This window comes from Mycobacterium sp. 1482292.6 (genome assembly GCF_001672995.1).
GTDB classification, from domain to species: Bacteria; Actinomycetota; Actinomycetes; order Mycobacteriales; family Mycobacteriaceae; genus Mycobacterium; species Mycobacterium europaeum_A.
In genome coordinates, this window is the sequence record NZ_LZKV01000109.1 from 1 (window position 1) to 23500 (window position 23500).

A 23500-nucleotide genomic window follows, 5' to 3' on the forward strand; every position below is an offset into this window, starting at 1 on the left:
GCGTCAATGGACTTCAGAGTCAGACCACCGCCGCGAGCGACCTCCCATTCTCTCTGTGGACTTCGCAGTAGTAGCCGGGCACGTCGCAACTCGGATGTGAACATCCACGGTCCTTGGCGTGCAGGACGATTCGTTGGCCGGGTGAGGCCAGGCGCTTGGTGTGGTACAGGGCCAGCGATGTGCCTTTGTCGAAGATGGCGAGATAGTGGTGGGCGTGGCGGGCCAGGCGGATGACGTCGGACATGGGTAGCAGGGTGCCGGCGGCGGTGAGGGCTGTGCCGGTGCTGCGTTCGAGGTCCTCGAGTGTGGTGGTGAGGATGATGGAGGCTGGTAATCCGTTGTGTTGGCCGAGTTTTGCGCTGGCCAGCAGGGCGCGTAGGGCGGCGTTGAGGCCGTCGTGGTGGCGTTGGGCGGTGCTGCGGGTGTCGCGTTGCACCGCGTCTTGGGGCGGGGCGCTGTCGATGACCGGCTGCTCGTCGTCGGGGTTGCACATGCCGGGGGCGGCGAGTTTGGCCAGTACCGCCTCGAGGGTGGCGCGGGCTTCGGGCGTTAGCCATCCGCTCAGGCGCGACATGCCGTCGGTTTGTTGGTTGCCGAGCACCAGTCCGCGCATGCGCGCGCGGTCGGCGTCGGTGTAGGTGCCGTCGGGGTTGAGGCAGTCCATCAGGCGGCGGGCCAGTGTGGCGAGTTGGTCGGGGCGAAATTGGGTGGCCGTGGCGGCCAGTTGCTTTTCGGCGTGTTCGCAGGTGTCGAGGTCCACGGCTTCGGGCAGGTGGTGGAAGAACCGCCGGATCACGGCCACGTGGTCGGCGCCGATCGCCCCATCTTGCTGGGCCGCGGCGGTGGCGGGCAGCACCGGCGCCAGCGGCTCGCCGGTCAGCGTGCGGCGCGGGCCTAGATCGGCGGCCTCGGCGATGCGCCGTGCGGCCTCGGCCCGGGTGATGTGCAGCCGGTCGGCCAACGCCCAGGGCAGCTTGCCGCCCAGTTCGGCCGGATCTGCTTGCTCGCCAAGCTGGTTGATGAGTTGGTGGCTTGGCGTTTGGAGCTTGCGGGTTGCGCATTCGAGCTTTTCCAACAGTGCCAGGCGTTCGGGGTTGGTCAGCGCCGCATAGGAATGCTGGTGAAAACGAGCGGCCGCAGCGCACAACGCGTCAGCGTCGGCCTGAATCTGCTCCCGGTCATCTATCGAACTCATGTTCGAATGCTAGAACGGGCCACCGACAAAAAGCGCTCCCCTGAAACCACTGAAACAAAAGAGGCACAAGTGATTTGGGCGCGCTGCCCCGCTGATTCGGGCTACGCGACCGCCGCGATCTCGGCCTCGGCCACCTCGGCCGCGGCGCGCTCGCCGGAGCGAATCGCGCCATCGATCCACCCGCACATGATCGCCGAGCTTTCGGTGCCCGCCCAATGGATCCTGCCGCAGGGCTCGCGCAAGGTGTAGCCGTATTCGGTCAGCACGCCGGTGGGGGCGTGCCCGATCATCCCGCCACCGGAATAGCGGTCCACCGTCCAGTTCTGCTCGTGGAACTCCTGCGGCGCTTTGGCTTTCTCGCCGAACCGATCGACGAGTTCGCCGATGACCAGGGCCCTGCGCTCGGCCTCGTCGAGTTGCGTGAGGCGGCGCGCCGCGCGCCCCTCGGTGATGACGCACATGATGCCCGGATCCGCGGTGTCCGTGCAGGCGTCGATGGTCAGGGTGGCGGGAGACCCCGGCGCGGCGGTCTGGCCGGAGAGTCCGTCGGCACGCCAGAACGGTTCGTCGTAGATGAGCGAAGTCTTGATGACCGCGCCGCTCGGCAGTCGCTGGTGCAGAAATGCCCGGTCCACCGGGAGCATCGGTTCGTAGTGGATCGAGGTGGCGATGGCCAGTGGGATCGCGACGATGACTCGGCGCGCCCGCACCGTCAGATCGGCCGCGCTGACCGTCACACCGTCGGCGTCCTGGGCGATTTGGCGCACCGGCTGCGACAGGTGCAGCGCGTCGCCCAGCGCGGCCACCATCGGGCGGTGCAGCGCGCCCATCCCACCGACCGGGCGCGCGTCCTGGGAGCCACCCTTGCCCGAAATCGCGAACGTGAGCCCACCCGCCGACGCCGTCTGCAGCAGGCCCCACAGCAGCGACGTCTCAGACGCCGCCGAGGTGTAGAGGCCGGCGAAGGCCATGTCCAGCATCTCCGCGGCCTCGGAGGACATGGAGTTCTTCTCGATCCATTGCCCGATGCTGATGCGGTCCCACTCCTGGGCCTTCTTCGCCTCCCACGGCGCCTCGCGCGGAATCGCCTTGCACATCTTCTCGATGGTGGCCAGACCGATCCCGAGGTTGGCGACCGCCCACGGGCTGACGGTCCACGGGATGGTCCCGCCGTAGCGGTGTTTCTTGCCGCCGACGATCATCATCGCGTCGCCGTCGTTGTGCTGCTTGTACTCCGGCACACCGAACTCGTTCATCAGCGCATAGATTCGGTCCTGGCCCGGGCCGATCCACGCGCCGCCGCGATCGATCCACGTGCCGTCGGTTCGCGTCTCGGTGAAGGTCCGGCCACCGACCCGATCACGCGCCTCCAGCAAGGCCACCGAATGCCCCGCCTGGATGAGTCGCAAAGCGGCCGTCAAACCCGCGAATCCCGCTCCGACCACGCAACAATCGACCTCAGACACGGTTGTCTCCTCAACCTCGCCCACCCCAGCAGCAAACTACACTGACCGGGCGCCGGTGGTGGCCGGTTAACACAGATTTCCGTTTGCGTTCGCGCCGGCGGCGACCCGCCCGCGCCGGGGCCCAAGGTTGCAGCACGCGGGCCTAGAACACGTTCTAGTCTGTGGAACCATGGGATTTCTGAAGCCCGAGCTGCCGCAGCTCGACATGGCCGAATGGAACAAGGGCACCCGTAGCGAGAAGATCCGGCCGATGGCCAAGCACTGGGCCGAGGTGGGTTTCGGCACGCCGGTGGTGCTCCATCTGTTTTATGTCGTCAAGATCCTGCTCTACATCCTGGGCGCGTGGCTGTTCGCGTCGGCCACCAACGGTCTCGGCGGTATCACACACGTCGCGTCGTGGTGGTCGGAGCCGATCGTGTTCGAGAAGGTCGTGCTCTACACGATGCTGTTCGAGGTGATCGGGCTGGGATGCGGCTTCGGGCCGTTGAACAACCGGTTCTTCCCGCCGATGGGCTCGATTCTGTACTGGATGCGGTTCGGCACCATCCGGCTGCCACCGTGGCCGGATCGGGTCCCGCTCACCAGTGGTACCAAGCGCAAGCCGGTCGACGTCGCGCTCTACGCGCTGTTCCTGTTGTTCACGTTCGCGGCGCTGTTCGCCGACGGCACCGGGCCGATGCCCGAGCTGGGCACCACGATCGGACTGCTGCCCGCCTGGAAGATCGTGTTGATCCTGTTGCTGCTGGCGGTGGTTGGTCTGCGCGACAAGGTGATCTTCCTGGCCGCCCGCGGTGAGGTGTACGCAACCATGGCGGTGACGTTCCTGTTCGGCGCGCCCGACATGATCGTCGGCTCCAAGGTGGTTTTCCTGGTGATCTGGATCGGGGCCGCGACATCCAAACTCAACAAACACTTTCCGTTCGTGATCTCCACGATGATGTCGAACAACCCGCTGGTGCGGCCCCGCTGGCTGAAACGGCGCTTCTTCGAACACTTCCCGGACGATCTGCGGCCTGGCCGCCTGTCACGCTGGCTGGCACACCTGAGCACCGCCATCGAGATGCTGGTGCCGTTACCGCTCTTCTTCTGTCACGGCGGCTGGCCGGTCACCATCGCCGCCATCGTGATGGTGTGCTTCCACTTGGGAATCCTCGTGTCGATCCCGATGGGCGTGCCGCTGGAGTGGAACGTCTTCATGATCTTCGGCGTGCTGTCGTTGTTCGTCGCGCACACCCACATCGGGCTGCGCGAGCTGAAACACCCGGTGGTGGTCGCGGTGCTCTTCGTGGTCATCGCGGGAATCGTCTTGTTGGGCAACATGTTCCCGCGCAAGATCTCGTTCCTGCCCGGAATGCGTTACTACGCCGGCAACTGGGACACCACACTGTGGTGCATCAAACCCTCGGCCAGCGACAAGATCGGCCGGGGCATCGTGGCGATCGCCAGCATGCCGCAGGCCCAGTTGGAGCGGTTCTACGGCAGCCCCGAGGCGGCACAGATCCCGATCTATATGGGATATGCGTTCCGCGGGTTCAACACTCACGGCCGGGCGCTGTTCACCCTGGCGCACCGGGCCATGGCCGGCCAGAACGAGGACGACTACGTCATCACCGACGGCGAGCGGATCTGCAGCACCGCGATCGGCTGGAACTTCGGCGACGGCCACATGCACAACGAGCAACTGATCGCCGCCCTGCAGGAGCGCTGCCACTTCGAGCCCGGCGAGGTCCGCGTGGTTCTGCTTGATGCGCAACCGATTCACAAGCAGACGCAGGCGTACCGGTTGGTCGACGCCGCGACCGGTGAATTCGAGCGCGGCATCGTCCGGGTCGCCGACATGGTCGTCCGCCAACCGTGGGCCGACGACGTTCCGGTGCAGGTGGTTTCGGAGTAGCCGCCCGCGTAGGTCCGGCCGGCGTCCGCCCGCGAGCGTAAGCCCACTGCGAAATATCCCGTCGGAAATCGCAGTGGGCTCACGCTCGGGATGACCTATGCGCTCGCCCGCACCTCCTGCGCCGCGGCGACCATGTTGCGCAGCGACGCGGTCACCTCCTCGGGGTTGCGGGTCTTCAGCCCGCAGTCCGGGTTGACCCACAGCCGCTCGGCCGGCACGGCCCGCAGCGCCGCGCGCAGCGACTCGGCCATCTCGCCGGTGCTCGGCACCCGCGGTGAATGGATGTCGTACACGCCCGGACCCACGCTGTTGGAGAAGCCGATCGAGTTCAAATCGTCGAGCACCTCCATGTGCGAGCGTGCCGCCTCGAGGGACGTCACGTCGGCGTCCAGGTCGGCGATGGCCCCGATCACCTCACCGAATTCCGAGTAGCACAGGTGGGTATGGATCTGGGTGGAGTCCGCGACGCCGGAGGTGGCCAGGCGGAAGGACCCTACGGCCCAACGCAAGTACTCGTCCTGGTCGGCGCGACGCAGCGGCAGCAGCTCCCGCAGCGCCGGCTCGTCGACCTGAATGATCGCGATGCCCGCCGCCTGCAGGTCCACCGTCTCGTCGCGAATGGCCAGCGCTACCTGGTTGGCCGTGTCGGCCAGCGGCTGGTCGTCGCGGACGAACGACCACGCCAAAATCGTCACGGGCCCCGTCAGCATGCCCTTGACCGGCTTATCGGTCAGCGACTGAGCGTATTTCGCCCATTCCACCGTCATCGGATGCCGGCGAATGACGTCGCCGAAGAGCACCGGCGGGCGCACGCAGCGGCTGCCGTAGGACTGCACCCACCCGTTCTTGGTCGCGAAGAAGCCGTCCAGCTGCTCGGCGAAGTACTGCACCATGTCGTTGCGCTCCGGCTCGCCGTGCACCAGCACGTCGATCCCGAGGCTTTCCTGCAACTTGATGACGTCGGCGATCTCCTGCTTCATCCGCCTCCGGTACTCGGTCTCGTCGATCTCGCCGGCGACCAGCGCGGCGCGCGCCTTGCGGATCGCGACGGTTTGCGGGAACGACCCGATCGTCGTGGTCGGCAGCGGCGGCAGGTGCAGGCGCTCCTCCTGGCTGGCCCGGCGCTGCGCCGCGTCACCCCGGTGCGTACCCGACGCGACGATCGAGTCGATGCGCGACCTTAGATCGTCGTTGTGCAGGCGCGGGTCACTCTTGCGGGACGCCACGGCCGCGTTGGAGGCCGCGATCTCGTCGGTGACCGCGTCGCGGCCCTCATGCAGGGCGCGGGCCAGCGTCACCACCTCGACGACCTTCTCCTGCCCGAACGCAAGCCAGCTATGCAGCGCGTCGTCCAGCCCGGTCTCCGGCTCCAGCGAGTACGGCACGTGCAACGTCGAACAGGACGTCGAAACCGCCACGTGCCCCGCGGAATTCACAAGCGTCGTCAGCTTGCCCAGCGCCGCTTCCAGATCGGTCCGCCAGATGTTGCGTCCGTCCACCACACCGGCGACCAGCGTCTTGTTCGCGAGCTCGGGCACCGCCGCGACCGCGGTGTCGGCGCCGTAGACCAGGTCGACGCCGATCGCCTCGACGGGCGTGCGGGCCAGCGCCCCCAACGAATCACCCGGGTCGCCGAAGTAGGTGGCGACGTAGATGGCGGGACGGTTACTCGCCTTGCCCAGCGCGTTGTAGACGGCCTCGGCCAACGCAGGCGCGTCGGGGGAGATGTCGGTGACCAGCGCCGGCTCGTCGAGCTGCACCCACTGCGCACCGTTGTCGGCCAGCAGTGACAGCAGTTCGGAGTAGATCGGCACCAGTTCCTGCAGGCGCTCGACGGGGGCGCCGCCGCCGTCGACCGCCTTGCTCAGCAGCAGGAACGTGATCGGGCCGACGACCACCGGGCGGGCCGGAATGTTCTGTCCCAGGGCCTCTTTCAGCTCCGAAAGCACCTTGTCGGGGTTCAGCGAGAACGTGGTCGAGGGCCCGATCTCGGGAACGATGTAGTGGTAGTTGGTGTCGAACCACTTGGTCATCTCCAGCGGCGCGACGTCTTGGTTGCCGCGTGCCGCGGCGAAGTAGCGATCCAAATCGTCGGCAACCTGTGCGGCCCGGGCCGGCAACGCGCCCAGCATCACCGCGGTGTCGAGCACCTGGTCGTAATAGGAGAAGGTGTTGACCGGCACCGAGTCCAGCCCGGCGTCGGCCAGGTGTTGCCAGGTGTCGCGGCGCAGGCTGGCGGCGACCTTCTCCAGGTCGGCGCGGCTGGTGCGCCCGGCCCAATAGCCCTCGGTTGCGCGCTTGAGTTCGCGTTTCGGGCCGATGCGCGGCGAGCCGACAACCGTGGCGGTGAATGCTTGAGGGGTCACGATATTCGTCCTTCATTCGACGTGGTGGTCACCGCCGGCGGACGTGCAGCCGATCCGTTAGCGGTGCGTACCCGGGTACCAACCGCAACGGCTGCAGCCTGACGCCCATTCCTCGAGGCGATGAGCCGCCGGACGCGGCGCGCCCGGCACAGCCGGCAGGTCTCCGGACTCGCAGGCGCGCACTCAGGTGGTGCTCCTAATGGCCGTCGCTTCCCAGTCTTTCGACCAGTGCTTGCCAAAAACTCTGACGGCGGTCGTTCCTGCATACCGTTGCGGGACAGTCCCGGATTCTCACCGGGTTCCCTCTCACGAAGCGCTACTAACGTTGCTTCGCTCGATGCCGGCACCGCGGTTGCGGCACAGGCAGACCAGCTGCGTAGTGCAGCTTACCCCGCTGCATGGCCGGCCCAGCGGAGATCCCGGGGCTTGTTATAGCTACCTATTTCAGCATATTGTGAAATTACCGTAATAAGTGAAAGGCGGTCTTGTGGGACGTAGGCGAGATGGTGATCAGCCGCACTTACTCGAATGGGTCGAGCGGGTAGCGATGTTTTGCGCCGAGGAGTACGGGGTGCCGCCGATCGCGGGGAGGGTGCTCGGTTGGCTGATGATCTGCGATCCGCCCGAGCAATCTGCAGGGCAGATCGCCGAGGCTATCGGAGCGAGCCGGGCTTCGCTTACCACCAATATCCGGCTTCTCACCGACGCAAAGTTGGTCCGGCGGCGGAGCCGGCCAGGCGAGCGCACGCACTATTACCGAGTCGACGACGATGCCTGGGAGACCGTGGTACGCCGACGGGTGGCCAGCTTGTTGGCCTTTCGCGATATTGCCGCCGACGGCATGGATCTAGCCGGTTTCGGCAGTGCCCGCGCCCAACGCTTGCGGGTCGCTCATGACGTCTACGACTGGATGGCCAAGCAATTCAGCCAATCCCCTCCTCCTTCTCTCAAGGGGCGGACCAATGACTAACGGCACAGGCATCGCTCGTTCGGCCGTCGTCGCCGGCGCTGGAATCGGCGGGCTTGCGACCGCTATCGGATTGCGCCGCTGCGGATGGTCGGTCACCGTGCTGGAGCAAGCGCCCGAAATGCGGGAAGCCGGGGCGGGCTGGTCATTCGCACAAAACGCGATCCGAGCGATCGACTACCTCGGCCTGGGTAAGGAATTCCGCGCCATCTCCTTCTCAAGCGAAGCCGCCGGCACGCTGTTGACGCCGAGCGGCGAATACCTGATGCGCTTTCGCGCAGACCACGACGACACGGTACTGGCCAACCACCGGGCGGAACTGCAGCACATGCTGGCGACCCAGCTACCGGCCGATTGTGTACGCACCGACGCTCGGGTCACCGGGGTGCGCCAGTTCGATGAATCAGTCACAGTCAGCTATCACACCGAGGGTGGACAACAAGAGATCAACGCAGCGCTGGTGGTAGGAGCCGACGGTATCGACAGCGCGATACGACGATCCGTCTGGCCAAGTGCGAAAACCCCTGCATATCAAAGGATTTTATGTTGGCGGGGCGTAACTCAGCCGGAATCAGTGTGGCCGGTCGAGGGCTTTCAGACTTGGGGCCGTGGAGCCCGGTTCGGTGCGCACCCACTGACCGGCCAGCGCGTGTTCTGGTTTCTGGCCGTCCGCCAACCACGCCCCGGGCAGCGATACGACGATGCTCTGGCCGAGGTGCGTCGCCGCACCCAGGGTTGGCACGCACCGATCCCGCAGTTGCTGGATGCCACTGCACCAACCTCCGTGCTCTGTCACGACATCTACGATTTGGACCCCCTGCCGTCCTACGTTGACCGCAGGGTGGTGCTGCTCGGCGACGCTGCTCATGCCATGACTCCATTTCTTGCACAGGGCGCCTGCCAGGCATTCGAAGATGCGGCCGTCCTGGCCGCCATCCTGACCGACGCCCCAGAAGTGCCGGCCGCTCTGACCGAGTACGACCGGGTCCGGAGACCCCGCACCCAAGCGGTGGTGAAAATGGCGCGCTCGGATCCCAGGATCAGCCTGTCTACCTCAAAGCTGGCCTACTGGCTGATGACGCGTTTGACAAAGTTGGCGGGCGCGCGGATCGGGCGGCGCAAAACCGCCGGCCTATGGTCCTGGACTGCGCCCGCAAACGCGGCGCCGTCGCATCACTAGCGTCAGCCCGCCAACGCCTGCGCGATCGGGAGCGCAGTTGCGTCGTCGCCGTTGTTGAATTCGATAGTCCGCCGGATGGTCGAATCGTCGGCCAGCGCGGCGGCCGCGACGAGCGCGACGTCGGCGCGCGACACCTCGCCCGTGCCGCGCCCGAGGACGATCTTGCCGGTGGCGGGTTCCAGCGTGAGTCGCCCCGGCCCCAGCACCGTCCAGTCCAGGTCGCTATCGCGCAGGTGGGCGTCGGCGGCGGCCTTGGCCTCGGCATAGGGGAAGAACGAATTGTCCTGGGACACACCGTGGTCGGGCCCGGCGCCGAAATAGGACACCATTACGAACCGCTTGACTCCCGCTTGTCCGGCGGCGTCGATCACTCGGATCGCCGCGTCACGATCGACGGCGTAGGTCCGCGCCGGATCGCCGCCGCCCGCCCCTGCGGAGAAGACGACCGCGTCGTGCCCGGCCACCAGGTCGGCCAGCGCGCCGGTGTCGAGCCGTTCGATGTCGGCCACCACCGGTTCGGCGCCGGTGGCAGTGACGTCGTCGGATTGGTCGGGATTGCGGAAGACCGAGCTCACCTGGTCGCCGCGCTGGGTCAGGTTACGAGCCAGCTGCAGCGCGACCTTGCCGTGCCCGCCGAAGACGATGATGCGTGCCATCCCTCCGACGGTAGCGCGCTCCTTAGAGCTTCACCTTGCCCATGATGATGTCGATGATCGGCTTGCCCGGCGGGTAGGCGTTGGTGACCGAGGCCATCGTGTGGCCGTAGTCCACCAGCAGCGTGATTCCGTTGATGCCGAACGCGGCGGCGCTGTTGAGGAACGCCATCACGTCGCCCATCTGCTCCGGGGTGTGCACCTTGGAGCCGGTCTCCTCGCGGTAGTCCTGGGCGAAGGTCAGCCACAGGTCGGCGTTGGACTGGGCCAGGGGGGTGTCGGTGGGGCCCGGGCAGATCGCGTTGATCCGAATGCCCTTCTTCAGCAGCGGATAGCCCTGGGTGGCGACGTAGGCGTTGACGACCTTCTTGGAGAAGCCGTAGTGAATGATGCCCTCGGCTTCGTGCGCCTTGACCCATTCCTGGGCCGACGCGAAGTCCGGGGTGGCCAGGAACTCGTTCAGCAGGTCCAGGTCGTTCTCCCAGCCCATGCCGGCGACCGAGGAGATGAAGCAGATCGCCGAGCCGGAGGGGAGCTGGTTGCGCTCGAGCAACCGCTCGATCAGGTGCCGGTGACCGAGGAAGTTGATCGCCATCAGGTCGGTGGTCCCGTCGGCGATGCCGGCGGCCGAGAACACGGCGTGGACGGGGCCGTCCAGCTGCTCGAGCGCGGCGTCGATCGACCCGGTGTCGCGCAGGTCGACCTGGATGGACTTGGCGACGTCGTAATTCACCGGCGCGTAGTCCATCACGATCACTTCAGCGCCCAGCTCGGCCGCTGACTTGGCCGCCGCGGCGCCCATGCCAGTCGCGCCACCGACGACGAGAGCGCGCTTGCCGTCGTAGCGCAACCGATCGACAATGGTCATGGAAATCCCCTTCTCGGATAATGCCAACGCGGTTCTAACTGCTCAACTGTATGGGTAACAGTTATTTGGTTCAATACCGGGGCGGGTTACTCGAGCGTTACTTGCCGCGGACCGCGACGCCGCGCAGCACGGTGTCGCGCGCGTGCACCAAGGCCGCGCGCGTGCCGATCTCGGCGAGGATGTTCTCCGGTATCCATTGCAGGCCGATGAGGCAGCGGGCCAGTATCGCGGTGGACGGGGCGTCGATTGCGATCTCTCCCGAGCGGATCCCCTCGGTAAGCAGCGTTTTCATCTGTCGCAGCCGCGTGGCGTAGAGCCAACCCGGATTCGGCGTGTCCGGCGGCGATTGGCGCATCCAGGCCAGCTGAATCCTGAACTCGTCGGAGAACCGATCGAGCGCGTTGACGTTGACCCAACTCAGCGCGTCCAGCTTTTCGATCGGTGTGGCATCCGAGCGCAGGACGCTGACCCAGCCCGCCTCGACCTTCCTGCCAAAGGATTCCATGATCGACGCGAGCAGTTCGTCCTTGGATCCGATCACCCGATACACCGTTCCGGTGCCCAGGCCCGCCGCCGAGGCGATGTCCCGGATGGTGGTGACCTCATATCCTCTGCGGCCGAATTCGGCGCGTGCCACGGCCCGCACCGCCGCCGCCTTGTCGCTCGGGTCGGCATCGCTGTCGTCGGACCAGGTGGCGATGACGTCATCGGCGGCGGTGAACGCTTTCGAGCGATCCAGTGCCGCGTCAGTCGGCGGCCGAGTTGCCAAGCCCTGCAGGATGATTCGGCACAGCAATTGGGCCACCTGGTCGGCGGCGGACTTGTGGCGCATGACATCGAGGCCCACCTGCAGCATGGTCTGGCAGATGCGGTCGGCCAACGTGGGAAGGTCGATGTCGGGTTTGATGTAGCCGCTCCACCGGCCGGCGCGCAGCGTCTGCAGCATCGCCTCCTGGATCGCCGTGGGCCGTTGCTGGGTCAGCTTGATCAGCTCCGGATCCGTGCTCGGCCCTTCGTAGAACGACATCTGCAGGGCCGCGCGGTGCTCTACGGCGCAGTCGGCGATCGCCGACCCGAGTTCGATGATCTGTTCTTCGACCGGACGGGCGTCGGGTTCGTCCAATCTCGCCTGTGCGGCCCGCCCGATGCGGTCCAGATCGTCCTGATAGCGGCGGATCAACTCGACGAGGATGGCCTCTTTGGACTCGAAATGGTGATACAGGCTGCCGGGAAGGATGCCTGCCGCGTCGGCGATCTCCTGCAGCGACGTCCGCAGACCCGAGGATGCGATCAATGACGCCGCGGTGGCGAGGATTTCGGCGCGGCGGGTCGGGGATTCGGCTGTGCCGCCGGCGCGCAGTGACTCGGCCTTGGCCATGGTCAGCGGTGTGCGCATCTGGACGACTGCGGGTCGGCGAGCATTCGCATTCGTCCTCTCTTGCCGAACCAAATCTTTGTTAGAGGCTATCAGACTGCGCGCGGTGAATGCGCTGCACAAAGGCGTGAAAGCCCCATTCTAGAGCGGGGGGCCGTCCCAGCGGTCGCACGCGACCACTTCCTCGAGCGGCCGCCGCCGCGCGGGCGAGAAGGTGCGTCCCGCGCGCAGCCGGCCGACCGGTAGCAGACAGCCCTGAACGTAGGTCGGCGGAATCCCGAGTAGGTTGCGGATCTCCTCCTCGTGATGCAGATGCAGGGTGGTGATGCACGTCCCGTACCCCCGGGTGTGCAAGGCCAACTGGAAATTCCACACCGGCGGAAAGATCGAGCCGTACAGCGTGGCGAGATGAAAGGATTCATCGCCCTCGATCCGAGGCAAATACGGTTCATAGCAAGGGATTACCAGCAACGGCACGCGGGCCATGTGCTCGACGAGCCACTCCGTAGAGGACATGACCCGGCTCTCGGGCGTGCCCGCGGGCATCAGCTCGGCGAGCATCTGCCCACCGACCCGCAGCAGGTAGGCCTGGCGATACAACCGGGCGATCTCGGTGCGCAGCTCCGGATCCGAGATCACCAGCCAGCGCCAGGACTGGGCATTCGACCCGTTCGCGGCCTGCAACGCGATTCGCAGGCAGTCGCGGATGTCGTCGGGGTTGACGGGCGCGTCGAGGTCGAGCGATTTGCGCGCCGACGGGGTCGCGGTGAGCAGGTAGTCGATGTCCATCAGGCCCGGCCTCGCTTGGCAAGGCGCGCACCGAGTTCGGTGAGGTACTCGTCGGGGCCCCCGCGAAACGCGCTCCAGCTCAGCAGCCGTTTGAGGTACAGGTGGGCATCGTGTTCCCAGGTGTAGCCGATGCCCCCGAACACTTGGATGGCGGTGTCGGCCACCGTGGCCAGTCGCCCGGCGAACGCCTTGGCCCGCACCGCGGCGAGATGCCGCTCCTCGCCGGATGCAGCGCCCGTTCCCGGGGCGGCGTCGCTGAGCCACAGGGCGTGGATCACGCCGCTGCGGGCCAGCTCGACGGTCTCGTACATGTCCACACACAGGTGTTGGACGGCCTGGAAGGAGCCGATCGGCTGGCCGAATTGCGTTCTGCTTTTCGCGTATTCGACCGCGAGGCCCATGACGGCGCGCGCGGCGCCCAGCGCGTCGGCCGCGGAGGCGATCAGCACGTCGTCGATCACCGCGGCCAGATCGGCGGTGGACGTCGCGGTCAGCCGTTGGGCGGGCGCGGCGTCGAACGTGACGCGAAACTGCTTGCGGGTCGGGTCGATGCCGGATTCGGGTGCCAACGACAAGCCGGTCGAGCCGGCCCGCACGGCGAAAAGCTCAGGGCCGTCGCCGTTCTCGGCGACCGCGAGTAGGACATCGGCGGCCACGGCGTCGGGCACCGCGGCGATCTCGCCGTGCAACACGACCGCGTCGTCGCGTCGGCTCGCGGCAACGGTCGCCGAATCCGGAAAGCAGACCGTTGCGACCGTGGTGCCGTCGGCTATGCCGCGCAACAACTCCCGTGCGGTCTCGGCGGCGCCGAGCCGGGTCAGCGCCCGCGGGGCGGCCACCGCGGCAGACAGCCACGGTCCCGGGTGCAGCGCCGCGCCCAGCTCTTCGGCGACGACGCCGGCCTCGACCATCGTCATGCCGGCGCCGCCGTACTCCTCGGGCACCAGCAGACCGGTGGTGCCCAGGTCGGCGAGACCGCACCACACCGCCTCGTCGGTTCCGGTCGGATCGTCGAGCAGCGCCCGCACGTGTTGGGCGATCGGAGCCTTCTCGGCGAGGAAGCGCCGCGTGGTGTCGCGCAGTGCCACCTGCTCGTCGGTGAGTTCGAGGTTCATTTGCGCGGCAACCCCAGCACCCGCTGCGCGGTGATGTTCTTGTTGATCTGCGTGGTGCCGCCCGCGATGGTCAGCGACCGCGACGTCAGCCGGTAGTTCGCCCACGGCGCGCCGGCGCCGCTGGTACCCAGCACGTCGAAGGCCAATGCGGCCAGGTCCTGGCCGATCTCGCCCCACACCGTCTTGGCGAGGCTCGCCGACCCGAACGCGTCACCCCCATGCAACGACGCCGAGATCGACCGCTGGCACAGGACTTCGAGATACTTGATGCGAAGCGCGATTTCGCCGAGCCGCCGCAACGTCACCGGATCGTCCAGCGCGTCGCTGCCGGCCGCGCCGAGATCATTGACCAGCTCTTCGAGCCGCACCTGCATCTCCGCGTACAGCCTGGCGGCGCCGGCGCGCTCGTGGCTGAGCGTGGTGGTGGCCACCTGCCAGCCCGCGTTGAGCGGACCGAGCAACGCGTCCGCCGGCACCCGCACGTCGTGAAAGAAGACCTCGGCGAAGTCGGCGTCACCATTGAGCGTGACCAGCGGGCGGACCTCGATGCCCGGCAGCGTCATGTCGACGATCAGGCAGGAGATCCCCTTGTGTTTGGGCGCCTCGGGGTCGGTGCGCACGTAGAGCTGACACCAGTCGGCCCGATGTCCCAGCGAGGTCCAGATCTTCTGACCGTTGACGACGAAGTCGTCACCGTCTCGCGCGGCGCGGGTGCGCAGCGCCGCGAGGTCGGAGCCCGCCTCCGGCTCCGACATTCCCTGGCACCAGATGTCGTCGGCGCGCATCATGCGGGGGAGCAGCGTGCGTTTCTGGGCCTCGGTGCCGTACTGCATGATGGCCGGGGCGATGTTGTTGAGTCCAATCACGTTGAGCGGCATAGGAGCTCGCGCGCGCGTGGTCTCTTCGGTGTAGACCAGCTGCTCGAGCACCGTCGCGCCGCGCCCGCCGTATTCGGGTGGCCAGGACACGGCGGCCCATCCCGCGTCGGCCATCGTCGCATTCCAGCCGCGCAGCATCTCGAATGCGGCGTCGTCGCGGCCGGTGGGCCGGCGGGCCGCCACCAACTCGTCGGTCAGGTTCTGCGCCAGCCAGTCACGCAGCTCGCCGCGGAATCGCTCCACGTCCGGCGGGTAGGAAAAGTCCACGTTTCTCTTTGTCTCTAGCGTCGTCTTCGGCGTCGGAAAACCTTGTGGCCAAGCCGGACTCTACGGTCGAGCAGATAGTTGGTCAATCAACTCCCTCGGGGTTCGGGGAAGGCCACCTCGGCGTTACCCGGCATCGGGCTGACGCCGCGTCGCTCACACACTTCCAGCACCTCGTCGACGATCGACGCGGGCACGATGAACTTCTCCGTCGAGGAGATCTGCTCGAGATGGGCCGCGATGTCCTCGGCGGTGGGACGGCTGTCGGCCTCGGCGAGCCAGCCCTCGGTGAGGCCGACGAACACCCGCGCGTAGCGGCCGGCGGCCGCGGAGTAGTTGCGGTGGGTGAAGGTGCAGGCGGTGCTGGCCAGAAACGTCACCAGCGGTACCACGAGCTCGGGCCGGATGGCTTGCATGAAGCCGGATTCGGCGAGGAACTTCTCGTCGCCGACGGTCTCGGTGACCATCCGCGAAAAGCCGGTAGGCATAACGGAATTGGCGAGTATGCCGTGCGCTTCGCCCTCGATGGCGATGACGTTGGTCAGCCCGACCAACCCGGCCTTGGCCGCCGCGTAGTGGGCCTCCATCGGTTGGCCGAAGATCCCGGCGGATGACGAGATGAACACGAAGCGTCCGCCCCCGCTGTTCTTCATCGCCCGATACGCCGGCTGGGCCAGATGAAAGCCGCCGTCGAGATGCACGCGCAACATCCGCGTCCAGTCGTCGTGCGAGAGGTCCTCGAACGCCACGCTGCCGAAAATGCCGGCGTTGCTGACCACGGCGTCCAGGCGCCCGAACCCATCGACGGCGGCGTCGACGATCGCCTGCCCGCCGGCCGGATTGTCCACGGAGTCGTACGAGGCGAGCGCGGTGCCACCGGCCCGGGTGATCTCGTCGACCACCTCGTCGGCGACGCGGGAGTCGGAACCGTCGCCGCGCATGGAGCCGCCGAGGTCGTTGACCACCACCGCCGCACCCCGGCGGGCCAGGTCCAGCGCGTACAGGCGACCGAGTCCCCGACCGGCCCCGGTCACCACCGCCACCTGGCCGGTGAACTCAATCATCGTGTGCTCCTGATTCATTGACTGCCGTGCAGCCGGACTTTACGGTGGAACAGATATTTGGTCAACAATCCGGAGGTGTGCGTGGGGGACGACGCCGGGGGCGACCGGGTGCAGGGGCTCGGCATGCTCGCCTCGGCGCTTGCGGGCCGGGCGGCGGCGGTCGCCGAACTGCCACCCGGCGAACCCGCGTGGACGGACGGCCGAACGATCTACGTCGATGCCGCCGCCGAGCCGCGCGCGCGGCTCGAGTCGGTCGCCGTGCACGCCTCGATGATCGCGGCCGGCAGCCTGGATCCCGATCTGGTCGCTAAGTTGGTGCGGCACCGCAAACTGGCGCAGCGCTATCTGGCGGTCGAAGGCCACCGCGCCCTGATCGCGAATGCCGCTTTGCTGCCAAGCGTTTTGGCGTCGCTGGGCGACCCCGACATCGCGCGCCGCAGCGATTCGCCGCGCGCGTCGCTGGACGTCGCCGCGGCGCGGGTGGCGCTGCCGGAGCCGCCGCCGCAGTTCGGGGTGCTGCGCGCGGCGAAGGTGGTCGCCGCGTGCGCTCGGGCGGCCAAACAAGACGAAGAGGCCAGGCCCGGACACGTGCCGCGGAGCAACGGCGCAACGGAACTGGACGAGCTCGACGACGGCGAGGTGGACGACTCCGACGATCCCGACCTGTTCACCAGCCCCGTCGGCGGGGGCGGATTCATCGGCAAGTGGTTGAAGAAGATGCTGTCCTCTGCACGCAAGACGGGAAGTGGCGGGGGTCCGCCCGGCGCGGACAACCCGACCCATCGCACCAGTTCCGGCAGGCGCGGCGCATACGCCGTCACGTCGCTGGCCTCGACCTCCGGTGACGACGCGGACGCCGAGCGCGAGGGCCAAACCGCCGCCGACGGTGTGCGATATCCGGAATGGGATGTCGCGCGCAAGAGCTACCGGCCGGCCTGGTGCACCGTGCGCGAGATCGATCCGCAGATCAAGGTGTCGGCCACCCAGGCCATCGACGATGCCGTCGGGGTGCGGCGGCCGCTGTCGCGGCTCGGCATGGGTCTGCACCGCCGCCACCGGCAGGCGCAGGGCGACGACATCGACATCGACGCGGCCGTGGAAGCCCGGGTGGAGGTGCGGGCCGGGTCGGTGCCCGACGAGGCCGTGTACCTGGACAGCCTGCGCCGCCGGCGCGACCTGTCGGTGCTGCTGCTGCTCGATGTGTCGGGCTCGGCGGGCGAACCCGGAACGGTCGGCCGCACGGTGCACGAACAACAGCGTGCGGCGGTCGCGAACCTGACCGTGGCGCTGCACGATCTCGGTGACCGCGTCGCGCTGTACGCCTATTACTCGCAGGGCCGGCGCGCGGTGAGCATGGTGCCGGTCAAGCGGTTCGACGACCAGCTGAACGCCCAGGTCATCAGGCGGCTGAACAGCCTCGAGCCCGGCGCGTACTCGCGGCTGGGCGCCGCGATCCGCCACGGTGCGGCCACCCTGGAGGCGCGCGGCGGCACGTCACGGCGGCTGCTGGTGGTGCTTTCCGACGGGCTGGCCTACGACCATGGCTATGAGCGGCCATACGGTGCCGCGGACGCGCGCCGCGCGCTCACCGAGGCCCGCCGCCGGGGAACCGGTTGCGTGTGCCTGACGATCGGCGCGGGAACCGACGTGCACTCGTTGCGCCGGGTCTTCGGCAGCACCGCACACGCGACCATCGCACACCCCGACCAGCTCGCCGGTGTGATCGGACCCCTGTTCCGCTCCGCGCTGCGTTCGGCGGAGGTGCGCCGCAGGATATCCGTGATACCAAGTCCCAGAACACCATTGGCGCACCGGACCGCCGTCGCCAGCGGCCGCGCCACTTGAAACAAACATCTGTTCCGGCTAGGCTCCAATCGCCGGAAGTAGCAGAAGGGAAGCTATGGCCAACGAGTCCGGGCTTGCTTACTTCAACCGAGGGACCCCCGAGGGGGAGCCCGTGCGGCCTTACTACCAAGCGGTCGGCAGCGAAGAGGCCGTTTTCAAGGCGGCCTATCGGCAGGGCCTGGCGCTGGTCCTCAAGGGCCCGACGGGCTGCGGCAAGACGCGATTCGTCGAGGCGATGGCCCACGACCTCGGGCGCCCGCTGATCACCGTCGCCTGCCATGACGACCTCACCACCGCGGACCTGGTCGGTCGCTACCTGCTGCGCGGCGACGAGACGGTGTGGGTGGACGGCCCGCTGACCCGGGCGGTGCGCGAAGGGGCGATCTGCTACCTCGACGAGGTGGTGGAAGCCCGGCAGGACACCACGGTGGTGCTGCACCCGCTCGCCGACCACCGGCGACAGCTGCCCATCGAGCGACTCGGCATCACGCTGGACGCGGCGCCCGGATTCGGCCTGGTGGTGTCCTACAACCCCGGCTATCAGAGCGTGCTGAAGGATCTCAAGGACTCGACTCGACAGCGGATGGTGGCCATCGAATTCGATTTCCCCACAGCCGATATCGAAGAGGGCATTGTCGCGCACGAGGCGGGCGTGGACCGATCCACCGCGGCCGAGCTGGTCCGCTTCGGGCAGGCCATCCGCCGGCTGGAAACCGGCGGGCTGCGGGAGGTGGCGTCGACGCGGGTGCTGATCGCCGCGGGCAGGCTGGTCGCCGAGGGGTTGAGCATGCGCGACGCGGCGCGGGCCGCGATCGCGGGCCCGCTGACCGACGACGTGGCGGTGGGAAAGGCGCTGGGCGAGATGATCGAGATCTACCTCGCGCCGGACGGGTCCGGCGGGTCCGATGATTGACGCTGCATACCGCCCCCGCTAGGGTCTGAACAAATATTAGGTTTGCCATTCGGCGCGCGATTCTGTCACCTGGGAGGTCGGATGTCCTACGAGAGCAGCGCAGAGCCCATCAAGGTCGGTTACCTGATGGACTTCACGCTCCCGCCGGGTTTTCCCGAGGATCTGTTCGCCTCCTTCACCCAGACTTTCGAGCTCATCTTCGAAGAAGCCGTCGCCGAGGGACTGATGGACCGGCCGGTGCAGATGATCTACCGCGAGGTCGAGGGTTTGCCCAAAGGTTCGGTCAAGGCGGTGATCGATGCGTATGGCGAACTCGTCGACGAGGGCTGTCTGGTGGTGTTCGGTCCGAATATCACGGATAACTGCGTGCCGTTGCGAGAAGCGATCGAGGAACGCTTCAAGGTCCCCGCGATCAGCGTGACCGGCACCGACGACTGGCTGGGCGAGTGGACCTTCGCCTTCCCGCAGGGTTCCATGACCGACGAGCCGATCTTTTTGGCCGACCTCATCGCCAAGCGCGGACTCGCCGAGATCGGCGTGCTGGTCGAGCAGAGCCTGATCGGGGAGAGCTACCTGAAGAACCTGCGAAGTGCCTGCCGGCGCAAGGGCATTCGGATCGTGGCCGAAGTTCCCATCGCGCAGACCGCCCAGGACATCAACGCCGCGGTGCAAACGCTGCACGAGGCCAAGGCCGAGGCGATCGTGCACCTGGGCTTCGGCTTCGGCGTCGTGTTCATCAACCCGGCGCTCGAGTCGCTCGGGTGGGACCCGCCCCGCTTCACCACGACGGCGTGGCAGAACGCCTGGGTCAACCCGATCATGTGGAACGCGTTCATGGGCTGGACGGGTGTGGACCAGTACGACGAGGCGAACCGGATCGGCCAGGACTTCCTCGACAGGTACGCGGCGAAGTACAACGGCAGTCGCCCCGAGTTCTGTGTGACCGTGGTCAACCGCGACGTCGCCGCGACGTTGGTGCGCGCGTTCACCGACGCCCATCCGTTGAGTCCCCGCGGCGTCAAAGAGGCGTTGGAACGGGTCAAGATGATGCCCGCCGCCTCCGGCGCGCCCGGCACCCGGGTGTCGTTCGGCAAGTGGACGCGCCGCGCCTGGATGGGTGCGGGCTATCTGGTGGCGCGGACCCTCGACGCCGACGGCATCAACTCGCACCTGGTGGATCGCTTCGGAGAGGAAGACTGATGTCCACAGAACAATCCATCCCGCTGACCACGGACGACAAACCCGTCGCGCCGGGCGGGCGCAAGCGCAGCTGGGGCGGTTGGATCGCCGGCGCGGCGCTGGCCGCCTTCGCGTTGTTCTTCATCGCGAATTGCCGTGTGGCCCTTGACCCTCGCGTCGCGAACCCAGGCGTGCAGGGCCGGCCGCGCCTGGTGAAGTTCACGTTCGGGCTGGACTACATCGGCTTCCTGGACTGGGCCACGGTGGTGGCGCTGATCGTGCTGTTGATCGTCTTCATCAGGGGCTGGCGCCGCAATCCCGGTAGCCCGGTGATGCTGATGTTCTTGTGTACCACGCTGATCGTGTGGCAGGACCCGATCATGAACTGGTCGCCGTTCGCGGTCTACAACCCAGATCTCGTGCACTGGCCGGAATCCTGGCCGCTGGTGTCGTTGTCGCCGACGGTCGAACCGTTCGTGGTCTTCGGTTACGTGATGTTCTACTTCGGCCCCTACTTCCCGGCCGTCTGGCTGCTGCGCAGGTTGCAGGCGAAGTACGGGCCCACCGGTTACGTGTCACGGCATCCCCTGATCAGCCTGGGGCTGATCACGCTGGTGATCGGTTTCATCTTCGATGCCTTCCTGGAAAACATCCTGATCCACTGGGGCATGTACATCTACTCGCAGGTGATCCCGTGGGGATCGGTGTTCACCGGCACCACCTTCCAGTTCCCGCTGATCTGGGAGTCGTTCTCGGTGTGCTTCGTGATGGTCCCCGCGGCGATCCTGTGCTATCGCGACGACACCGGTAAGTCCGTCGCGGAAAAGCTTGCCGCAAAAGCGAAGTTGTTCCCCACGCGACCGGTGCTCGGCACGTTCCTGGTGATGTTCCTCATCATCAACGTGTCGTACTTCGCCTACGGTGGCTGGTTCTGGGCCATCAAGGCCAGTCACGCCGCCACGTCGGTGGCCTGCCCGTGGCCGTATCCCGAGGCCAAAGTCTATGACCCGCAAGGCTTCTACGAGAAGGCGGGTGCCCAGGGCCCTTACTCGGTCGGCATCTGGTCGACGTGGGCGAGCGGCGAACCCAACGGCCGGCCCCACGTCGATCCTCCACCGCCGGGCGAAGGCGCCTGCGCTGTCCAGGATCAAAAGACGAGCCGGCATGGTTGAGCCGCGCGCCGTCGTCATCACCGGTGCATCCCGCGGACTCGGCTTCGCCTCCGCGGTGCGGATGTACCGGGAAGGATGGCGCGTGGTCGCGGCCATGCGCACTCCCGACCAGGCAATGCCGCTGCTGCGCAGGGCCATTGAGGATCAGGGCCTGGACGCACCCGACGACGACCGGCTGATCGGCGTCCAGCTCGACCTGACCGACAACGCGTCGATCGCCGCGGCGGCCAAGTCGATCGAAGAGGCCGTGGGCGCACCGTACGCGCTGGTGCACAACGCGGGCATCTCGGCCGCCGGCATGGTCGAGGAAACCGATATGGCGTTGTGGCAGCGCATGCTGGCCACCAGCCTCCTGGGCCCCGTCACGCTCACCCAAGCGTTGTTGCCGTCGATGCGGGCGGCGGGCCAGGGGCGAATCGTCCTGGTTTCCAGCGCCGCCGGGGTGCGCGGCCAGCCCGCAACCGCGCCCTACTCGGCGGCCAAGGGGGCGCTGGAGCGCTGGGGGGAATCGATGGCGTGCGAGATCGCGCCGTTCGGCCTCGGCGTCACCGTCCTGGTGGCCGGCACGTACGACACCGCGATCATCACCGACGCCGGCACCACCGATGACCGCAACTTCGGCGGCCCGTACGCCCGGCTGCACAACACCATGAACAGCCGCGGGCGTTTCGCGATGAAGATGGCCCGCCCACCCGAGCGGTTCACCGACGGCCTGCTCAGGGCGATCGAGGATCGGGGTGCGTTCCGCCGGCGGGGCGTCGGCCCGGATGCCTCGATGCTGTTGGTGGCCAACAGGATTCTGCCGGCGGCGGGCATGCACCACATGTCGCGGATCGTGCTGGGCATACCCCGTCAGGGCTCGATGCGCGACGGCGCGTGGCCCCTGACCACAAGCCAAAAAGCGATGGTGTTCGTCGCCCGTGTTCTTCCGCAACCGGCACTGCAGCGCTTGGCCGCGGTGGCCGGGCGGTTCTCGTCATCGAAGAACGCGGCACAGCAAGGGGATTGAAGGGGCAATCATGGAACAACTTTTCGACGATCTGGAAGACTTCGGCGCCTTCGACGACGCGGTCTCGGGGGACGTGCGCGACCCGTACACCGAGCTGGCCCGGCTGCGCCGTGAGGAACCGATCCAGCGCCTGGACACCTCCGGGATGCCGCACGAGGAATCCAAGCCGGTCTTCATCGTCTACCGCCACGAGGAAGCCCAGCAGATGCTGCGCGATAACGAGACGTTCTCCTCGGCGGCCGTCATCGCGGCGTTCGGCCCGGTCCTGGGGGAGCGGGTCATGCTCGGCATGGACGAGCCGATCCACGGGCGGCTGCGGTCGCTGGTGTCAAAGGCGTTCTCGCAGAAGGCCTTGGCGCGCTGGGAGGACGAGCTGGTCGGCCGCGTGGCCAATGGCCTCATCGACAAGTTCGCGGCCAACGGCAAGGCCGACCTGGTCAAGGAATTCACCTTCGACTATCCGAGTCAGATCATCGCCGGTCTGCTGGGGCTGCCCGAGGAGGACTACCCGCAGTTCCAGCGCTGGTCCATCTCGCTGCTGAGTTGGATCCTGAACCCGGAACGCGGACTCGCCGCATCGGCGGCGCTGTGCGACTACTTCGCGCCCATCCTTGCGGCCCGCCGTGCCGAACCCAAGGACGATCTGATCAGCGCGCTGGCCCAGGCGGAGATCGACGGCGAGAAGCTCGAGGACGAGGAGATCTATTCCTTCCTGCGGCTGCTGCTGCCCGCCGGAGTGGAGACCACCTACCGCGCGCTGGGCAACCTCCTGCTCGCGCTGCTGTTCGATCCCCGGCAGCTCGACGCCATTCGCGCGGACCGGTCGCTGCTGCCGCAGGCCATCGAGGAGGGCGTGCGGTGGGAACCGCCGCTGTTGACGATCACCAGGGTCGCCACCCGCGACACCGAACTCGGCGGAGTCGCGATCCCGGCCGGGTCGAGCGTGATGCCGATGCTGGGCGCCGCCAACCGGCAGGAGGACCGCTACCCCGATCCAGACACGTTCAACATCCACCGGCAGCAGAGGCCGAATCTGGCCTGGGGGCACGGCGTGCACGTCTGCCTCGGCATGCACCTGGCCCGCCTCGAGATGCGCACGGCCATCAACCTGCTGCTCGACCGGCTGCCGAATCTTCGGCTGGACCCCGAGGGGGACGACCCGCACATCCGCGGCCAGGTCTTCCGGTCACCGACGTCGGTTCCGGTGCTGTTCGACCCCCAATAACCGGCCCCGCAGCGGCTGCAACTTGCCAATCGGCTAGTTTGCGGTAAGGCTCTCCGTAGCCCCTCCATGATTCAGAAGAGAGT

The 23500-nt window shown here is 67.2% G+C and carries 19 protein-coding genes and 1 riboswitch; of the genes, 9 read left to right on the forward strand and 10 right to left on the reverse strand.

What is annotated here, in order from left to right; genetic code table 11:
• Positions 1 to 19 precede the first annotated feature (19 nt).
• Positions 20 to 1195, reverse strand: coding sequence for a 13E12 repeat family protein (locus tag A5624_RS11380; protein ID WP_082990540.1), 1176 nt, complete (start codon positions 1193 to 1195; stop codon positions 20 to 22).
• Positions 1196 to 1296: 101 nt separating this feature from the next.
• Complete coding sequence (locus A5624_RS11385; protein ID WP_066866175.1) at positions 1297 to 2661, reverse strand: FAD-dependent oxidoreductase; 1365 nt, start codon at positions 2659 to 2661, stop codon at positions 1297 to 1299.
• 169 nt (positions 2662 to 2830) lie between these two features.
• Here A5624_RS11385 and A5624_RS11390 point away from each other — a divergent pair, with 169 nt between their 5' ends.
• Complete coding sequence (locus A5624_RS11390) at positions 2831 to 4555, forward strand: DUF3556 domain-containing protein (RefSeq protein ID WP_066866137.1); 1725 nt, start codon at positions 2831 to 2833, stop codon at positions 4553 to 4555.
• Between the two features lie 95 nt (positions 4556 to 4650).
• On the opposite strand, the gene metE is transcribed toward A5624_RS11390, so the two are convergent.
• Positions 4651 to 6921, reverse strand: a complete 2271-nt coding sequence (gene metE, locus A5624_RS11395) for a 5-methyltetrahydropteroyltriglutamate--homocysteine S-methyltransferase (protein ID WP_066866139.1) — start codon at positions 6919 to 6921, stop codon at positions 4651 to 4653.
• A gap of 136 nt (positions 6922 to 7057) precedes the next feature.
• Positions 7058 to 7260: riboswitch (cobalamin riboswitch) on the reverse strand.
• Between the two features lie 232 nt (positions 7261 to 7492).
• Here metE and A5624_RS11400 point away from each other — a divergent pair.
• On the forward strand, positions 7493 to 7891 hold the full coding sequence (locus A5624_RS11400) for a GbsR/MarR family transcriptional regulator (RefSeq protein ID WP_197498037.1): 399 nt from the start codon (positions 7493 to 7495) through the stop codon (positions 7889 to 7891).
• Positions 7884 to 9068, forward strand: a complete 1185-nt coding sequence (locus A5624_RS11405) for an FAD-dependent monooxygenase (protein ID WP_197518946.1) — start codon at positions 7884 to 7886, stop codon at positions 9066 to 9068. The genes A5624_RS11400 and A5624_RS11405 overlap by 8 nt, the downstream gene beginning before the upstream one ends.
• A gap of 2 nt (positions 9069 to 9070) precedes the next feature.
• Here the strand turns inward: A5624_RS11405 and A5624_RS11410 are convergent, their stop codons facing one another.
• From A5624_RS11410 to A5624_RS11440, 7 genes are all read right to left on the reverse strand, one after another.
• Positions 9071 to 9724, reverse strand: coding sequence for an SDR family oxidoreductase (locus A5624_RS11410; RefSeq protein ID WP_066866145.1), 654 nt, complete (start codon positions 9722 to 9724; stop codon positions 9071 to 9073).
• 22 nt (positions 9725 to 9746) lie between these two features.
• Positions 9747 to 10589, reverse strand: a complete 843-nt coding sequence (locus tag A5624_RS11415; RefSeq protein WP_066866147.1) for an SDR family oxidoreductase — start codon at positions 10587 to 10589, stop codon at positions 9747 to 9749.
• A gap of 97 nt (positions 10590 to 10686) precedes the next feature.
• The gene (locus A5624_RS11420; RefSeq protein ID WP_066866178.1) at positions 10687 to 11967 is read right to left on the reverse strand and encodes a TetR/AcrR family transcriptional regulator; all 1281 of its coding nucleotides are present in this window, start codon (positions 11965 to 11967) and stop codon (positions 10687 to 10689) included.
• 138 nt (positions 11968 to 12105) lie between these two features.
• Positions 12106 to 12753, reverse strand: a complete 648-nt coding sequence (locus A5624_RS11425) for a nitroreductase family protein (protein WP_066866149.1) — start codon at positions 12751 to 12753, stop codon at positions 12106 to 12108.
• Positions 12753 to 13868 carry an acyl-CoA dehydrogenase family protein gene (locus A5624_RS11430; RefSeq protein ID WP_066866151.1) on the reverse strand — a complete coding sequence of 372 codons (1116 nt, stop codon included), beginning with the start codon at positions 13866 to 13868 and terminating at the stop codon, positions 12753 to 12755. Before A5624_RS11430 ends, A5624_RS11425 begins: the two co-directional genes overlap by 1 nt.
• Positions 13865 to 15013: an acyl-CoA dehydrogenase family protein gene (locus A5624_RS11435; protein ID WP_066866153.1), complete on the reverse strand. Its 1149-nt coding sequence runs from the start codon at positions 15011 to 15013 to the stop codon at positions 13865 to 13867. The genes A5624_RS11430 and A5624_RS11435 overlap by 4 nt, the downstream gene beginning before the upstream one ends.
• An 86-nt stretch (positions 15014 to 15099) precedes the next feature.
• A complete protein-coding gene (locus tag A5624_RS11440) occupies positions 15100 to 16074 on the reverse strand; it encodes an SDR family NAD(P)-dependent oxidoreductase (RefSeq protein WP_066866180.1) in 975 nt (324 codons plus the stop codon).
• 81 nt (positions 16075 to 16155) lie between these two features.
• On the opposite strand from A5624_RS11440, the gene A5624_RS11445 reads away from it, so the two are divergent.
• From A5624_RS11445 to A5624_RS11470, 6 genes are all read left to right on the forward strand, one after another.
• Positions 16156 to 17919, forward strand: coding sequence for a nitric oxide reductase activation protein NorD (locus A5624_RS11445; RefSeq protein ID WP_066866182.1), 1764 nt, complete (start codon positions 16156 to 16158; stop codon positions 17917 to 17919).
• A 55-nt stretch (positions 17920 to 17974) separates the two neighbouring features.
• Positions 17975 to 18832, forward strand: coding sequence for a CbbQ/NirQ/NorQ/GpvN family protein (locus tag A5624_RS11450; protein WP_066866156.1), 858 nt, complete (start codon positions 17975 to 17977; stop codon positions 18830 to 18832).
• A gap of 81 nt (positions 18833 to 18913) precedes the next feature.
• Positions 18914 to 20032, forward strand: a complete 1119-nt coding sequence (locus tag A5624_RS11455; RefSeq protein ID WP_066866158.1) for an ABC transporter substrate-binding protein — start codon at positions 18914 to 18916, stop codon at positions 20030 to 20032.
• Positions 20032 to 21183 carry a spirocyclase AveC family protein gene (locus tag A5624_RS11460; RefSeq protein WP_066866160.1) on the forward strand — a complete coding sequence of 384 codons (1152 nt, stop codon included), beginning with the start codon at positions 20032 to 20034 and terminating at the stop codon, positions 21181 to 21183. Before A5624_RS11455 ends, A5624_RS11460 begins: the two co-directional genes overlap by 1 nt.
• Complete coding sequence (locus A5624_RS11465; protein WP_066866161.1) at positions 21176 to 22192, forward strand: SDR family NAD(P)-dependent oxidoreductase; 1017 nt, start codon at positions 21176 to 21178, stop codon at positions 22190 to 22192. The genes A5624_RS11460 and A5624_RS11465 overlap by 8 nt, the downstream gene beginning before the upstream one ends.
• 10 nt (positions 22193 to 22202) lie before the next feature.
• Positions 22203 to 23417 (forward strand): cytochrome P450, encoded by a 1215-nt coding sequence (locus tag A5624_RS11470; RefSeq protein WP_066866163.1) that lies wholly within the window; start codon positions 22203 to 22205, stop codon positions 23415 to 23417.
• Positions 23418 to 23500 lie beyond the last annotated feature (83 nt).

Excerpts from the sequence above, each read along its gene's own strand:
- A5624_RS11430 (WP_066866151.1), bottom strand. The coding sequence starts at position 13,868 with ATGAACCTCGAACTCACCGACGAGCAGGTGGCACTGCGCGACACCACG.
- A5624_RS11470 (WP_066866163.1), top strand. The coding sequence starts at position 22,203 with ATGGAACAACTTTTCGACGATCTGGAAGACTTCGGCGCCTTCGACGAC.
- A5624_RS11380 (WP_082990540.1), bottom strand. The coding sequence starts at position 1,195 with ATGAGTTCGATAGATGACCGGGAGCAGATTCAGGCCGACGCTGACGCG.
- A5624_RS11420 (WP_066866178.1), bottom strand. The coding sequence starts at position 11,967 with ATGGCCAAGGCCGAGTCACTGCGCGCCGGCGGCACAGCCGAATCCCCG.
- A5624_RS11415 (WP_066866147.1), bottom strand. The coding sequence starts at position 10,589 with ATGACCATTGTCGATCGGTTGCGCTACGACGGCAAGCGCGCTCTCGTC.
- A5624_RS11465 (WP_066866161.1), top strand. The coding sequence starts at position 21,176 with ATGGTTGAGCCGCGCGCCGTCGTCATCACCGGTGCATCCCGCGGACTC.
- A5624_RS11410 (WP_066866145.1), bottom strand. The coding sequence starts at position 9,724 with ATGGCACGCATCATCGTCTTCGGCGGGCACGGCAAGGTCGCGCTGCAG.
- A5624_RS11425 (WP_066866149.1), bottom strand. The coding sequence starts at position 12,753 with ATGGACATCGACTACCTGCTCACCGCGACCCCGTCGGCGCGCAAATCG.
- A5624_RS11455 (WP_066866158.1), top strand. The coding sequence starts at position 18,914 with ATGTCCTACGAGAGCAGCGCAGAGCCCATCAAGGTCGGTTACCTGATG.
- A5624_RS11405 (WP_197518946.1), top strand. The coding sequence starts at position 7,884 with ATGACTAACGGCACAGGCATCGCTCGTTCGGCCGTCGTCGCCGGCGCT.
- A5624_RS11390 (WP_066866137.1), top strand. The coding sequence starts at position 2,831 with ATGGGATTTCTGAAGCCCGAGCTGCCGCAGCTCGACATGGCCGAATGG.
- A5624_RS11450 (WP_066866156.1), top strand. The coding sequence starts at position 17,975 with ATGGCCAACGAGTCCGGGCTTGCTTACTTCAACCGAGGGACCCCCGAG.
- A5624_RS11440 (WP_066866180.1), bottom strand. The coding sequence starts at position 16,074 with ATGATTGAGTTCACCGGCCAGGTGGCGGTGGTGACCGGGGCCGGTCGG.
- A5624_RS11460 (WP_066866160.1), top strand. The coding sequence starts at position 20,032 with ATGTCCACAGAACAATCCATCCCGCTGACCACGGACGACAAACCCGTC.